The organism is Psychrobacter fozii (genome assembly GCF_003217155.1).
GTDB classification, from domain to species: domain Bacteria; phylum Pseudomonadota; class Gammaproteobacteria; order Pseudomonadales; family Moraxellaceae; genus Psychrobacter; species Psychrobacter fozii.
Map to the genome: position 1 here is coordinate 131,636 of NZ_QJSU01000002.1, position 15,290 is coordinate 146,925.

General features: G+C 42.8%; 13 protein-coding genes and 2 tRNA genes. 12 read left to right on the forward strand and 3 right to left on the reverse strand.

The annotated features are described in order from the left end of the window. Positions 1-7: 7 nt before the first annotated feature. The 6 genes from mobA (at position 8) to modB (ending at position 3,784) form a co-directional block, all read left to right on the forward strand. Positions 8-727: a molybdenum cofactor guanylyltransferase gene (mobA, locus tag DFP82_RS03360; RefSeq protein ID WP_110922334.1), complete on the forward strand. Its 720-nt coding sequence runs from the start codon at positions 8-10 to the stop codon at positions 725-727. 25 nt (positions 728-752) lie between these two features. Next, positions 753-1,259, forward strand: a complete 507-nt coding sequence (moaC, locus tag DFP82_RS03365) for a cyclic pyranopterin monophosphate synthase MoaC (RefSeq protein WP_110922335.1) — start codon at positions 753-755, stop codon at positions 1,257-1,259. Between the two features lie 77 nt (positions 1,260-1,336). After that, on the forward strand, positions 1,337-1,636 hold the full coding sequence (locus tag DFP82_RS03370) for a MoaD/ThiS family protein (RefSeq protein ID WP_245905628.1): 300 nt from the start codon (positions 1,337-1,339) through the stop codon (positions 1,634-1,636). 74 nt (positions 1,637-1,710) lie between these two features. Next, on the forward strand, positions 1,711-2,202 hold the full coding sequence (locus DFP82_RS03375) for a molybdenum cofactor biosynthesis protein MoaE (RefSeq protein WP_110922336.1): 492 nt from the start codon (positions 1,711-1,713) through the stop codon (positions 2,200-2,202). Next, positions 2,195-3,028, forward strand: a complete 834-nt coding sequence (gene modA, locus DFP82_RS03380; RefSeq protein ID WP_110922337.1) for a molybdate ABC transporter substrate-binding protein — start codon at positions 2,195-2,197, stop codon at positions 3,026-3,028. The genes DFP82_RS03375 and modA overlap by 8 nt, the downstream gene beginning before the upstream one ends. Before the next feature lie 54 nt (positions 3,029-3,082). Beyond that, positions 3,083-3,784 carry a molybdate ABC transporter permease subunit gene (gene modB, locus DFP82_RS03385; protein ID WP_110922338.1) on the forward strand — a complete coding sequence of 234 codons (702 nt, stop codon included), beginning with the start codon at positions 3,083-3,085 and terminating at the stop codon, positions 3,782-3,784. 387 nt (positions 3,785-4,171) lie between these two features. Here modB and DFP82_RS03390 read toward each other — a convergent pair whose 3' ends face one another. The 3 genes from DFP82_RS03390 to DFP82_RS03400 all read right to left on the reverse strand — a co-directional run bounded on the left by DFP82_RS03390 (position 4,172) and on the right by DFP82_RS03400 (position 5,863). Next, positions 4,172-4,975 carry a DUF5020 family protein gene (locus DFP82_RS03390; protein ID WP_245905629.1) on the reverse strand — a complete coding sequence of 268 codons (804 nt, stop codon included), beginning with the start codon at positions 4,973-4,975 and terminating at the stop codon, positions 4,172-4,174. A 682-nt stretch (positions 4,976-5,657) separates the two neighbouring features. Then, a tRNA-Asp gene (locus tag DFP82_RS03395) sits at positions 5,658-5,734 on the reverse strand. A gap of 53 nt (positions 5,735-5,787) precedes the next feature. Next, positions 5,788-5,863, reverse strand: a tRNA-Val gene (locus DFP82_RS03400). Positions 5,864-6,157: 294 nt separating this feature from the next. On the opposite strand from DFP82_RS03400, the gene DFP82_RS03405 reads away from it, so the two are divergent. The 6 genes from DFP82_RS03405 to DFP82_RS03430 all read left to right on the forward strand — a co-directional run bounded on the left by DFP82_RS03405 (position 6,158) and on the right by DFP82_RS03430 (position 15,245). Next, positions 6,158-7,795 (forward strand): cardiolipin synthase, encoded by a 1,638-nt coding sequence (locus DFP82_RS03405; protein WP_281269533.1) that lies wholly within the window; start codon positions 6,158-6,160, stop codon positions 7,793-7,795. A gap of 104 nt (positions 7,796-7,899) precedes the next feature. After that, on the forward strand, positions 7,900-9,447 hold the full coding sequence (locus tag DFP82_RS03410; protein WP_110922339.1) for a tetratricopeptide repeat protein: 1,548 nt from the start codon (positions 7,900-7,902) through the stop codon (positions 9,445-9,447). Positions 9,448-9,590: 143 nt separating this feature from the next. Beyond that, positions 9,591-11,183: a 3-deoxy-D-manno-octulosonic acid transferase gene (locus DFP82_RS03415; RefSeq protein WP_110922340.1), complete on the forward strand. Its 1,593-nt coding sequence runs from the start codon at positions 9,591-9,593 to the stop codon at positions 11,181-11,183. Continuing rightward, positions 11,180-11,911, forward strand: coding sequence for a 16S rRNA (uracil(1498)-N(3))-methyltransferase (locus tag DFP82_RS03420; protein WP_110922341.1), 732 nt, complete (start codon positions 11,180-11,182; stop codon positions 11,909-11,911). Before DFP82_RS03415 ends, DFP82_RS03420 begins: the two co-directional genes overlap by 4 nt. Positions 11,912-12,317: 406 nt before the next feature. Further along, a complete protein-coding gene (locus tag DFP82_RS03425; protein ID WP_110922342.1) occupies positions 12,318-13,427 on the forward strand; it encodes an extracellular solute-binding protein in 1,110 nt (369 codons plus the stop codon). Positions 13,428-13,550: 123 nt separating this feature from the next. Further along, complete coding sequence (locus tag DFP82_RS03430; protein WP_110922343.1) at positions 13,551-15,245, forward strand: ABC transporter permease; 1,695 nt, start codon at positions 13,551-13,553, stop codon at positions 15,243-15,245. Positions 15,246-15,290: the final 45 nt, after the last annotated feature.

The window sequence follows — 15,290 nt, forward strand, 5'->3', positions numbered from 1 at the left end:
ATCAACGATGAATAATTCAAATCATGTAGCTAGCTTGGCAGGCATTGTTATTTTGGCTGGTGGCGCCTCTAAACGCATGGGTACGCCCAAAGCGGCGCTTACTTTGCCGACAGGGGAACGCTTGCTCGACTATCATGTCCGTCACGCGCTTGAGCTAAATGTGGCTGATACCCATCTGCCTATTATGATTGCAGACAATGGGCGTGGCTTTGATATTGATGCAGATTTAGTGCGAAGCCGACCGTGCTCAGCAGTTTCTCATATCTCTGATTATACTGCTAATGGGAGTGATGAGCAGATTGATACGGCTGGTGCATTGGCCGCTATTGAATCTGCCATGCAAACATTGACGAATGTAAATGGTTCAGCGGCTGGTTCAGCGACCATAGATAAGAAAAAGCTATCATGGCTAATGGTCATTAGTTGCGATAGTTTGATACCGGCGACTGATTTGTGGCACGAATTGCAACGGGCAAGTGCTCAAGCCGCTGATAAAAAAGTCATTTGCTTAACAGATGACAGTCACTTATACCCACTATTAGGACTTTATCAGTTGAGTATTGAGCCTGACTTAAAAGCCTATATTGATAGTGGTCAGCGCCGAGTAATGCCATTTATCAAGCCTATTGTGCAATCTGTACCCTTTGCAAAGAGCTGGCAACACTTGACCAATTTTAATACGCCTGAAGATTTTGCACAGGCATGTACGGCTTTAAATAATTTATAAAAAAGTCTATCGAGAGAAATCATAAATGAATATCAGTAGCCAGGAAAACAACCAGTCGACCTTGTCTCATTTAGACAGTGACGGTGATATCACTATGGTTGATGTCAGTGGTAAGACCGCCACGACACGTGAGGCTCACGCTGTTGGGCAAGTGCGTTTCCCAAGCGAGATTTATACCCAAATTAAAGCAGCTGATGGCATGACTAAAAAGGGTAGTATCACCCAGACGGCTCATATCGCAGGTATCATGGCGGCCAAGCGTACGCATGACCTCATTCCATTGTGTCATCCATTACCGTTAGATAAAATCGGCTTGAGCTTTGAGTATGACGATGCCAGCCACAGTATTAGTGTGAGCGCGACTGTCAAAGTTACCCACAAAACAGGGGTTGAGATGGAAGCGCTAACCGCAGTCAGTGTGGCTTGTTTGACCATTTATGACATGACCAAAGCACTGTCACATGATATTGTTATTGATGGTGTTCGTCTGATTAAGAAAACAGGTGGTAAATCCGATTATCAGCATAAATAGCATCATCAGATTTTGTTTGAACACTTAGCCACATAATAAATATGAAGCTCGACAGCTTGCAATAAATGGAAGGTTTTATGAGTACTACTGATGTTATGGATAATGTTGACGTAGAAAAAAACACTGAATCCTTGATGACTATTAACATTCTGTACTTCGCCAGTCTAGCTGATGAAGCGGGCTGTCATGAGGAAAAAGTGAGCATTGACTCATCAATGTCGCTTATTGATTTATATACACAGTTGAGTCAAACACATCGCTTCAGTCGTCCACAATCAGAGCTGCGAGTGGCAGTGAACGATTATTTCGCTAAGTGGACAGACCCCATTTATGATGGCGATAGTGTGGTATTTATCACGCCAGTCGCTGGTGGCTAAATAAATAAATGGATAGATAGGTGTATAGACGTTCATAACTATTCAACAGACTGTAGAATAAACAGAGAAAATACATGACAGATAATGTTCATAGCCACTCGATGACGATCAAGCGTAGTGTGGATGAAGTATATGCAATCGCTGAACGTGATGGTTTTGCTTTATTAGATGTAGCGATCGATGAGGACAGACTCAAAAAAACGCTCAATGATGATAGCTGCGGCGCGTTTGTATGCTTCGAAGGAAGAGTACGCAATCATAATAATGCCACTAGCGTTGATCGTTTGACCTATTATGGCTATGAGGATTTGGCGATTAATCAAGGCCGTGCCATTATAGAAGAAGCCAAAAAACGTTTTGAGATTACACATGCTATTGCGATACATCGTATTGGCGCGCTAGAAGTGGGTGATGTGGCCATATGGGTAGGCGTCGTGTCTGCCCATCGTTACCCCGCTTTTGATGCATGCCGCTGGATACTAGACACGGTAAAGGCAGATATTCCTGTGTGGAAACAAGAGTATTACGAGGATGACTCATCTAAGTGGCTGAGCAATAATGGGTAGGTTAATACTGGCCGCATCTACTGGTCTGCTAGTACTATTAAGCGCCTGTGCGCAAGAGAAAAGTGTTGATATAGCATCTGCTATCAACTCATCTGAGTCTACCCAGACGCTACGTATCGCTGCGGCTGCTAATTTGTCTGATGTACTACCGAGTATTATTGATGCGTATCGAGCAGATAATAATTTAACTGAATCTAATATTGACGTTACTTATAGCTCATCAGGTAAGCTCTACGCCCAAATAATTGCTGGAGCGCCTTATGATATATTTTTATCAGCCAATCAAGAATTTCCTGCTAAGCTTGCGAAAGAGAAAGAGGGTAGTCATTCAAACGAGATAACACACCCTCCGTTTACTTATGCACAAGGTCAATTGGCGCTATATAGCGTGACCAAATCATTGAATGAACTCAATATAGACTCACTGGCTGATGTCTTTATGAATGATGCAACCGCTAAAATAACCATCGCCAATCCTGAGCTTGCCCCTTATGGCGCGTCAGCTAAAGCGTTCTTAGAATCACAAAATCTCTATGAGTCTTTAAGTAAGCAAAAACGAATCATACAGGCAGAAAACATCAGCCAAGCATTTCAGTATGCGCATACTGCTAGTGTCGATTATGGCTTTGTTGCGCATTCACAGCTTATCGCGATTAAAGCCAAGCCTGAGCAGTTTATTACCTTGCCACCAGAGTCTTATCCAGCTATCTTACAAGATGGTATCGTTTTGAATGATAACTCCTCAGCGCTATCTTTTACTGACTATCTACGCTCAACAGCAGGGCAACAGCATTTCTTACAAGCAGGCTATCTGTCCGTGCAGTAATCGAATACAACACCAATTTTATCTTCATGACCAGTAGGGACGAGCAGTGACATTATGATAGATCAGTCGCTTATGTCAGATATGCTAAGTCCATTGTGGGTGAGTATTAAGCTTGCTGGTGTCACTACCTTATGCTTATTATTATTTGCTACGCCTGTAGCCTATTGGCTTGCAAAGCCTAGCAATAATAAATATATAGCACGATTTAAAGTCTTGCTTATAGGCATTATCGCTATGCCACTCGTTTTACCGCCTACTGTTATAGGGTTTTACCTTTTATTATTGTTTAGTCCTAGTATGAGTATTGGGCGGTGGCTTAGTGAGCATAATATCAGCCCATTGATATTTACCTTCGAAGGCTTGGTGATTGGTTCTATTATTTACTCATTACCTTTTTATATCCAACCTGTTTATGCACAGTTTTTACGTATTCCGAAAAGCGTAACGGAAGTCGCAAGCTTATTAGAGCCGAGCCGTCTCAGGCGTTTTATAACCATTGCGTTACCACAAGCGCGCATTGGTATCGTGCTAGGTAGCTTGATCAGCTTTGCCCATACGATTGGTGAGTTTGGTGTCGTGCTGATGATAGGAGGCAGTATCTCTGGTGAGACTAAGGTGATATCAATTGCGATATATGAGCAAGTCGAAGCCCTTAATTATGAGGCAGCACACATGATGTCAGGCTTGCTTATTGTTATGGGTGTATTCATGGTGGTCTTGATCGCTAGTCTGAGCCGAATAAGCCAGCGTTCATAAAACGTAAAGGAACTAGCGCGCCCTCATTTTAATCGATAGTCATCTAAATGGATTGAAAATGGCTAAATCTTGCTAAACGGCGTCAAATAGCTGACTAATATCTCGATATTATCTGCGCTATTTTCCTTGTTTGACTGCAATTTATCTCATTTTTATCACCATTTTTAAAATGAGGACACGCCCTAATTTCCATGCTGTCAGTCGTAATATTTGTGTTAGTGGACACTTCTTAAAGTAGGAGTGTGAATAACTTTGATGTAATTAGAATTTATGTTAAAGATTCAATGATAGGTTCATAAGCAGATCTATATGAATTTGACTATCTAAACTAAAAATCCCCATGCAACATTTAACGTTAGCATGAGGATTTTTTAGATATACAGTTGTTTAAAAGTGCAGTTTAACCAATGCGCTAGGTGCATTTTGGGTCTTATCACTACCATATTTGTTTTTCCAATAGCTGTACTCCATACCCACTTCTAAGCGATTATCAATGCCTAGTACATCCTGTAAGTTATATTTTATTTGCGGATTGATATGTAATTGGTCTTTTAGATCATCGTTATTAAAGGAGTAATCGACATATCCATCTACAACGATGTTATTTTTTTCCCAGCCATACGTCAATGTGATTTGCTGGTCGTCATCTGTATTATCATTAAAGGCGTGATACAAAGACGCTGAGGCATATTTCATACCTGGAATAGGCACATTTAAATCTGCACCAATACCAACTAGATAGTTGTCTTGGCTAAAGCCTGTACTGTTTGAGCCAAACTCATACTGACCTGCTAGGTTCACTTGCTTAATAAGACTGTCATCAAAGGTTTGCAGCTTAAATTTAGGCGCGAACTCACCATAAGTTTCTTTATATTTGTTATTTTCACTATCGCTAGCCCCTTGATGTCGATCGACAAAGAAAAACACGCCGCCCCAAGTGTGGGTAGAAGCATGCTCCAGTGTGATGGTGGTTAATTCACCATCTTCTACCAACTCATAGTCGTCACCATAGAGTACAGAAAGACTGGTATCGGTAAAGAGCATCTCTGCATGGCTGTTGCTCATCGCACCCAAAGCGACAATAGTTACTAAAGCGGTGGCCAGTGGTTTAATAGAGAATAGATTTTTCTCAAAGTTACGTTTAGATGTTTGAAGCGTCAGGGGTAGGTTTGCAGATAACTTATGATGCACAGTAATAATACTCCTTTATATACAATCGTTGGTTTTAGCAGGCTAGATATCATGGTAGGAAATAGCTTTGATTTTCTATCAACAGGTATCCGCATTGCTAAGGAGAAAACTCAGTCAACTTTTAGTAGAAATGAACCATAACGAAGATGAATACGCCAAATATAAGCGTCCTTCATGTTGCAAAAATCCCTCTAATTACTGTGATTTTATTGCAACATCTTTTAACACTCTGAAACAGTTAAGCATTTTTTATAAGCACTGACAATACAAAATCCTTTGAGGATTAGGCATAACAGGGCATTCTAAGTTTTTGATATTAGCTAAGTTTTTGATTTAATTAACATAACTGACCAAATGGTCAAGAAAATTAATTTTGTAAGGAAAAATGAGTATATAAATAGCTGTGCTGTCTGATAAATAGCGAAAGACGGTGTCGTCTGAGACAAGATTAAACGTGATTTATAGGAAGGATAGTGATAAATAGAGGTGGGAAAGAGAATAGAAGGCTAAGTTTAAAGGGCTTAGTAGATGATATCTAATACATAGACTTATGTGGAAGGTAATAGATTCTGATTTTTAAATTAATAGTAGCTCAGAATTTTTAGACACAAAAAAACCTCAAACAATCTAATGTTTGAGGCGAAACTTGCTTAAACTCGAAAGTCTAAATTCGTTTTAAATATGGCGCAGCGGACGGGACTCGAACCCGCGACCCCCGGCGTGACAGGCCGGTATTCTAACCAACTGAACTACCGCTGCTTAGGTCTCTTTAGCATTTTACCTTTATGAAGAGGTCCACTTCGCTAAAGTAGTGGTGGGTGATGACGGATTCGAACCGCCGACATTCTGCGTGTAAGGCAGACGCTCTACCAACTGAGCTAATCACCCGCGAACAATTGCTATGCAATTTATTCAACATCAACTGAGCTCTTAAGTTTGTCACTAAGCTCTGCTGCTGTGGATGTGTATTATATAGATTTATAGTTGCCTGTCAAACAGTTTTTTAAAATTTCCGTAAATAATTTAAAATAATTTCTGTATAGCGTTATCGATAGGCGCGCAAGCCACGTGTTTACTGAGGTGGCCATAAAAGCACTTATTATGGCTAGCTATTGTTTGATGGCTAAAAACTACTATACTATTGATAATATTTTACGACTCATGCTTTATTTATTTTAATCGTTGGAGGCTGGCATAGATAATTCCATTGTTGAACAAACTGCTACTACCTGGTCTTGGGGTGATTTTGCAGGGTTAGGGTTGGTATTGCACATTGTTCTCATGATAGTCATGACGCTACGTGTTGTGTCAGTGCAGCGAAATATCGGTGTGTCGATTGCTTGGGTCGCTGTGCTTTATACAGTGCCTGTTTTTGGATTTATCGCTTATATACTGCTAGGTGAGCCAATGATTGGGCGGCGCTATCGCGAGCGGTTAGACCAAGCGGGCGTATTGATGAATGATATGGCACAGCGTGAGCATTTGGTTTTTGATCAGGGAAAAGACTTATTGCCAACCAACTATCGCGGTGTCAGTCAAATAGGCACGCGCTGGACAGGGCTTGGGGTATTTCCTAATCATAAAATGCAGTTATTGACGGATCCCAATACTATTTTTCAAAGTCTAATCGAAGATATCAATGCTGCACAGAGCATTATCCTGATGGAGTTTTACATTGTTTATCCTAAGGGTCAGGTGATAGAGGTAATAGAAGCGTTGTCAGCAGCAGCGCAGCGCGGGGTAGAGTGTCATATATTGGCGGATAGCGTGGGCAGTTTTAGCTTCTTTAATAGTGATGCACACCAGACATTAGAAAAAGCGGGCGTTTTTGTCCATCAGTCACTGCCAGTGGGTCTGTTTAAGACATTGTTTAAGCGTTCTGACTTGCGCAATCATCGTAAGCTCGTTGCTATTGATGAATATATTGGCTATATCGGTAGCTTTAACTTGGTCGATCCGAGGTTTTTTAAACAAAATAAAAATGTTGGCCAGTGGATTGATGTGGCAATACGCACGACCAGTCAACACTCTATTAGTATTACGACAGCCATGGCAATCGTGGTGGCCACGGATATCGGTGCCGAAAATAATGACAATCTACACGCACTTAATAAGCGAGTAAATGGCTATACACGTAAGCTATATGTGATGAACCCAACTATCAATGATCTAAACAGTCGGGTAAAAGTGCTAGGAAATAGTATCGACTATCATAAACAGCCAGATATTGGCTCGACATCCATTGTGATACCGAAGATGCCTATCGTAGAGGATGTGATTGCTCAGCTAATACCTTCAGCACCGCAAGTGACGGAACATGTGATTTATAACACCTTGGTCACGGTGATTCATCGCGCCAATAAACGCATTCGTATTACTACTCCGTACTTTGTACCTGATGAAGCCCTGTCGGGTGCATTGACGACCGCCGCTAAGCGTGGGGTGGATGTCACGCTGATTGTGCCTGAAAAAGTTGACTCATTTCTTGTGCAGCACGCATCTCAAGCCTATTATCAAGAGTTGCTGGAAGCAGGTGTGACCATTGCTTTGTTTAAAGGCGGGTTATTGCATACCAAAACAGTGGTGATCGATGATGATTACTGTCTGTTTGGCACTGTGAATATCGATATGCGCAGCTTTTACTTAAATATGGAAGTCAGCTTGGCTATTTATACGCCAGAGATGGTTGCCCAAGTGGCCGATTGCCAAGCGGCTTACTTAGAAAGCTGCCGGTTTTTGAGTTTAGAAGATTGGCAGCAGCGTCGCGGATCAGAGCGGTTGTTTGACAACGTCGTCCGTTTATTTAGTCCTTTATTGTAGCGTTTTCAATTTTAGGGTAAGGTAAACCGCTGATCTGGTTTTGGTGCCATGATGGTTTTATGTTTTCTATTATTAATTTATCCATATAAAGGACGCGCTTGTCTATGTATGCATCGTCTGCATCACCCCTAACGCCTTTTGACTATATCGCAGCAGGTTATTGGCAAGATTTCTTAGCCGGACGAGCCATCGCTGGTGGCATTGCTTACGAAACGGAGCTTCGTGATTGCGTGCTAGATGAGTCGCTGGCAAGCTTACAGCGCATAGATACGCTATTATCGCAGATACGCCGTGAAATGATTAAAGTCGGTCAATGGAATGAAGAATCATTATTGGTCGATGAGCGCTATCGTAATTTCATGATGTTTTTGGCATTTTATGCTGGGCGAGTCTTGGCACAGCAATGGCAAAGCACATCGCATTGGTACGGACAATTTGAGCTACATAAACGTTATCCAGAATTGTCACTTATAACAGATGATTTTTATCAGCATATGGCGGTCATTTATCGTGATGACGTTGGTATTAGTGCCGATGCGTCATTGTTTTTTGCACTAGAGCCGATTGGCTTGCGTTTATTTGGTCATATTGACAGGCAGTTTGAGGCGGTACAAGGCTGTCAAGTCGCTAGTGGCCTATATCAAGCAATTAATGCAAGACTGCCAAAGCTAAATGATAGCCAAGTGCTTAAGTCAGGCACACCGGCACCAGTTACTCAAATTACTGAAAGCAACTCAAAGCATGCAGATATAGATACAGATATAAATGAAGGCTCTGACATAGAGAACGTCAAAGCAGTTGATATGCATACGGCATTAGAAAAACAATGGGTAAATGATACGCCAGCTGCTATACCAGAATCTAAAGTACTCGCTCAGCCAGACAGTCAAAGTCAGCTTGCCTTAGCCAAAGAAGAGCCGCTAATAGAACAGGTTAAACCAGTAGAAGGTGCTGATTCAGAACACACTATTCCAAGCAAATTGTCAAAACAGCTATCAAATCAGCCACTGACATCTTCAGCATCACCAGTGCCTTCTTCAAAAGAATTGCCGATGCCAGAAATGTTTATGCAACTGCGCATAGAGTTAGAGACTATTGAGGTGGGTCAGACATCTGGTCAGACTGAATATCAGCAAGCCAGTAATGTATTGGAGCAGTTTGAGCAACACATTGCTAAGCAAAACAAACCGCGAGCGCAGATTGTATTTTCAGAGAATCATTTGGCTGCCAAAAAACAAGCGTTGTCAAAGTTACAAGAAGTGGCAAGAGCCGGAAATACCGCCGCCATGTTACGATTAGCGATGTATGAGTTGCTCGATGAAGGTATAGCGGCTGATAAAAGTACTGCTACAGAATCGGGTACCGCTTGGGTCAAGCAAGCAGCTAGCAAAAATGACAGTCGTGCTCAGCGCCTATTAAGTAAGATGTTTTATCAAGGGCTAGGTGTGGCGCAAGATATTGATAATGGCAAATATTGGCTAGAGCAAGCAGCAGAGAATGGCCATTTGGAAGCCGCAAAAATCGTGGAGCAATGGCAGCAAGCACAAACACTGATAACGACACAGAAGCAAGAGCAGCATAGTATCAAGCGTTATCAGTTATTATTTGCAGCCGTTATAGTGGTCGCGTTACTGATATTGATTATTGTTTAAAGGCTTTTTACTAAGTTAGGCATTTAATTCCTGACTTATGTATGCGATAAAAGTTTATTGTTACGCGCCAAATTCAGGTAGAATTGGCGCAATTTTTACCGCTACCTTCTACTATTCGATCCATTACTAATCTGGGCTACTTCATGCCATCGTCTCATACCTCATCCGATTGTCCTTCATCCGCGATTGATTCTGAATCGTTGACTAGCCAAACTGTCTATCAGCCGCCATCTTATTACCAGTTTGCCATCAGCTTACTTAAGCCCGCGTATCGACTGCAAGTATGGCGACGATCACATAAGCGTGACAACTATCGGCAAGAAGTTGAGCAGCGTTTTGGTAAAAACTATCCATCAGTTCCAGTAGGAAATGCAGAGGATGCTAGCTTCGCACCAGTAGATATGCCTAGCACTGATAAAGGTATCATTTGGTGCCATGCGGTCTCCTTGGGTGAGACCAATACGGTCGCACCGTTGCTCGATATGTTATTGGCTAGTGGGTATCAGATATGGTTAACCAACACTACTCAAACTGGTTTTGCTCGTGGTGCGAGTCGTTTCGCCGATGAGATTGCTCAAGGTCGAATGAGCCACAGTTACGTACCTGTCGATAGCCCTGCCGTGATCGAACGATTTTTAGCTCATGTAAAGCCTGATATCGCATTGTTTGTAGAAACAGAGCTGTGGGCAAATATCTTAACCAAGCTGTCCGAACATCGTATTCCTAGCATCTTGGTAAATGGTCGGCTATCCGCGTCATCTTTTATACGTTATCAAAAGATAGGTTCTGTCAGCCGTAGCATGATGAAAAACCTTGCGTTAATTATTGCGCAAGACAATGAATCAGCCAAACGCTTTCGACAATTGGGTGCTGATAGTGCGAAAATTCGTGTGGCAGGGTCGTTGAAGTGGGTGATTAATACGCCAAAAAACAATACTGCTCATAGCACCGCTCACAGCAATACGGCTGTTACTGATGCGAAGACAGTCGATGTAGAAGACGAATATCAGCATATACAACACCAAAAAATTGAGCTGGCAACAGAGTTTGGTGTCGTAGGTCGACCGATTTGGGTGGCGGCAAGCACGCATGGTGGCGAAGAAAAAATCGCATTATCACTGCACAAACAGCTACTGTCCAATCCTGCACTTGCTGATGCACTACTCATTATAGTACCTAGACATCCTAAGCGTTTTGATGAAGTCGCAGCACTCATTCAAAGTACAGAATTAACAATGGCACGGCGTAGTGCAGAGGAATCTATTAGCGCAGATACGCATGTTTATCTAGCTGATAGTATGGGTGAGCTAATGACGTGGTATCAGTTGGCAGATGTGGCATTAGTTGGTGGTTCTTTGGTTGATGTAGGCGGGCATAACCCCGTTGAGCCAACCAGTATCGCAACGCCTGTACTGATGGGAGGCTATACTCAGTCTTGCCAAACGGTGGTTGATAGATTGTCAGAGGTTGGTGCGTTATATCAACCAAATAATACGTTTTATCATCCTGTTGCTTTAGATGCAGCGAGTACAACCACTTTACCTAAGGCAGGTAAAAATGACGATGTGGCGCTTATTTATCAGCAATTATTATCTTGGTTGAGTCATCTAGATGTTGCAAAGCAGGCAGGACAAGCAGGCGCGCAATTGACTGTGCAGAAACAAGCCGTATTGGTGCGTCAATTCACCATGATTGAAGACGTGATTGAGCAATACTCAAATCAAGAGCTGCTATGAACTGTATATTATTGCCCGCTACGAATTTCTCCAATGACTCAGCAGTAATCAATGAGCTATCGCAAATCAGCCATGTCAATAAAGTACTGGGTGCAACAGTCGGCGACACGCTCAAAATAGGCCAGTTAGAGGGTCATTTAGGCACTGCCGTCATAAAGAGTATCAGTGCTGATAGTATCCAATTGTGCGATATTCAACTTACTATGGCTCCGCCAGCCAAGTTAGATCTTACGGTCGTATTAGCGCTCCCACGTCCTAAAGTACTGCGACGCTTGATAATGGACATGACCGCATTGGGTGTACGCGATATTATTCTGATTAATAGCTATCGGACGCAAAAAAGCTATTGGCAAAGTCCAATGCTTGAGCGGCTCGATGAGTTTGTATTAGAAGGACTGCAACAAGGTGTTGATACGATCGCACCTCGTATCAGGTTAGAAAAGCGCTTTAAGCCGTTTGTTGAGGATGAGCTGGCAAGTCTAATAACCAATCGTGCTATCGTCGCGCATCCGTATAGTGATCTGTCGTTTGCACAGTACTTACTACAACAAACACCACAGCAATCACTAAGGCTTCCAAGTTTGGTTTGTATCGGTGCTGAAGGTGGCTGGATAGATTACGAGATAGAGCTACTTGCCGCACAAGATTGCACAGCCGTAAATATAGGCCCACGCATCTTACGTACCGAAGCCGCCGTGAATGCTATCTTAGGACAGTGGCTGCTATAGTATGGTCAGAGAGTTGCTAATAGTTAGAAAACGACTAAACGGCTATGACGTTACCTTACTTAGATATACAAGTTACCTTGTTTAGATGTACCGCTTGTACAATCTTCAGTCGGCGGCCTTGTACCTATCTTAGACCTCTTTAGCTATATCAAAAATACCTGAAAATACGCAAAAGCTCTGTGAGTCATTTGGCCGTCAAAGTTGATAAACAGGTATCTCAATAATAATTGCTGATTCATAAAGTTAGCATGATTCTGAATCAAACAAATGGATTGATAATTACTCTCATTTCGATTAGTATATCGTGTTCATCTGTCGCAGTATTGCCCCTTTTGATAGTCAGGGTTTTATTGCCATTCTGTACCATTGCTGTCTTATCTTTTTTAGCATTATTATGGGGAAAACCATGTCATTAAGTGCCATTAGCGCTAACCTAACTTCTACCAAGCTTATCTTGCCTGTTGCCGTATTTGGCATGATGTTGGGATTAGCAGGCTGTAGTAATTCATCTACGACAGAAGAAACTGGAGAAGCGGGTACTGAAGAACAAGCTGCTAACGATGGTGCTACCGGTACAGATGAGCAAACGATTACTATTTATTCTTCACGTAATGAGCAGTTAATTAAGCCATTGCTAGATCGTTATACCGAACAAACAGGTGTGAAGGTTGAGTTGGTGACGGACAGTACAGGCCCGCTGATGGCACGTTTAAAAGCGGAAGGTCAGAACACGCCAGCCGATATGCTGTTGACAGTGGATGCTGGTAACTTATGGCAAGCGGCAGAGCAAGGCCTGTTACAGCCAGTATCGTCTACTGTATTAGAAGCCAACGTTCCTGCAAAATATCGCGATCCAAAAGGTCAGTGGACGGGTCTGTCACTACGCGCCCGTACTATCTTTTATGACCCAAGCAAAGTCAGTGCCGACCAGTTATCTACTTATGCAGATTTAGCCGATCCAAAATGGAAAGGTAAATTATGCCTACGTACATCTAAGAAAGTATACAACCAATCGCTTGTGGCCAGTATGATGGAACATTTGGGCGAAGAAAAAACAGAAGAAATCGTTCGTGGTTGGGTTGATAACTTAGCCACTGACGTATTCAGTGATGACGTTGCTATGCTAGAAGCCATCGCCGCTGGTCAGTGTGAAGTGGGTGTTGCCAATAGTTACTATTACGGTCGTCTGCTAGATGAAAAACCAGATTTCCCAGTAAGTATATTTTGGGCAAACCAAGACACGACTGGTACGCATGTGAACATCTCAGGTGCTGGTGTGGTAGCTGGATCTGATAATCCAGACGGTACGCTTAAACTCATAGAGTGGTTGTCATCTGATGAGGCGCAAGGCCTGTATGCCAGCTCAGATAAAGAGTTCCCAGTCAAAGAAGGGATTGATGAGTCAGACCTACTTAGATCATGGGGCCCATTCAACAAAGATGACATCAACGTGCAGAAGTTTGGAGAATTGCAAACTCAAGCCATTCAGTTGATGGACAAAGCAGGTTATAAATAGGCGTCACTACCAATAATACCAATCTTAAAAACGACAGTAAGCTAGCTAAGTTTGATGCGGCTCATAGTGTTTTTAGGGTTGGTATGATGTAAGGTCTTTATGCGTATGACACGGTAATAATTTATGAGCACAATGCCAGACGCGTCTGTACGTCAGAATGATACAGTCAATGACACGGTAATTGATAATACTATTATTGATAAGCATCAGATTGTCAGCCAAGACCATACTCTCCGTAAACGTATTATCTCAAAATCAGTCTTAGGACTGATTTCGTTGTTTATGCTGGTGCCAATTGTAATCGTACTGCTATCGTGGACACAGCCAGTCGCTGATATCTGGGGTCACATGGCAGAGTATGTACTGCCGCAGGTTCTAAAAAACACCGCGATTTTGTTGTTAATGGTAGTGGTGATTTCTGGAACGGTTGGCACCGCGCTTGCTTGGGTGACCAGCATGTACCGCTTCCCTGGGCAGCGGTTTTTTTCGTGGGCATTGATGTTGCCGCTCGCGATACCTGCCTATGTTTTAGCATTTGTTACTCTCGGTATTGTAGATTTCAGTGGACCATTGCAGACAGGTCTACGTGATATGGGTATCAGCACTGCAATCCCTTCGGTACGAAATGTCTGGGGTGCAGGTTTGGTATTATCCCTAGCATTTTACCCCTACGTTTATCTATTGGCACGCCAAGCGTTTTTATCGCAGGGCAGGCGGGCGATAGAGGCAGGGCAGATGCTAGGCTTAAGCCGTGGCCGCGTGTTCTTTCGTTTGGCATTACCGCAAGCACTTCCGTGGATTATTGGTGGTCTGTTATTGGCCAGCATGGAAACGCTTGCAGACTTTGGTGCAGTGTCTGTCTTCAATGTCGATACGTTTACGACGGCTATTTACAAAGCATGGTTTGGCTTCTTCAGCCTAACGACTGCGGCACAACTGGCAGCGTTATTAATCGGCATGATATTTATCGTTGTATTGTTTGAGCAGTATTGGCAGGCAAAGCGCGGTCAGTCTATCACTCAAGGCAGTAGCCAGCGTTTTGAAGTTAGTAAATCAGCTAAATGGGCCATGACATTACTGTGTACGTTAGTGTTTTCAGTGGCTTTTTTCATACCGTTTCTCCAGCTTATCTATTGGACTGCATTAAACTTCAGGCAAGATTTCGATGCGCGTTATATTGGTTTTGTGACCAATAGCCTTATGATTGCGAGTATGACCACGATTTTCATTGGCTTTTTGGCCATTATTATTGCGTGGATAAAACGTCAATATCCTGATAAGTCAACCAAACTAATGACCACTTTGGCCAATTTGGGTTATGTGGTACCAGGTACAGTATTGGCTGTCGGAATCTTCATTCCAATCGCATGGTTAGACAATCAAATGATTGCCTTTGGCATTACGTCACAGCAAGTGCTCTCAGGCAGTGTTATTGTTATGCTATTGGCATTATCAACGCGCTTTATGACGGTGAGTTTCCAACCCGTCGACCGTCAATTGCAACGGCTGACTGTCAATCAAGAGGCGGCTGCTAAATTACTGAGTGATAGCGCTTATCAACGATGGCGACATGTGATGTTACCAGTGCTCAGTCCTGGTGTACTGACCGCGTTATTGATGGGCTTTGTCGAAGTGATGAAAGAGATGCCGATTACGCTAATGACCAGACGTCAAGGCTGGGATACATTGGCAGTACGGGTGTTTGAGATGACCAGTGAAGGCATGTGGGGACGCGCCGCGTTGCCAAGCTTATTGATTGTGCTGGTTGGTCTGTTGCCTGTTTGGATACTATTGCGTCAAAGCGACAAGCAAAGCTAAACGTGGTGTCAACATTCACCTCAAATATTATAGTCTTTCGTCGTA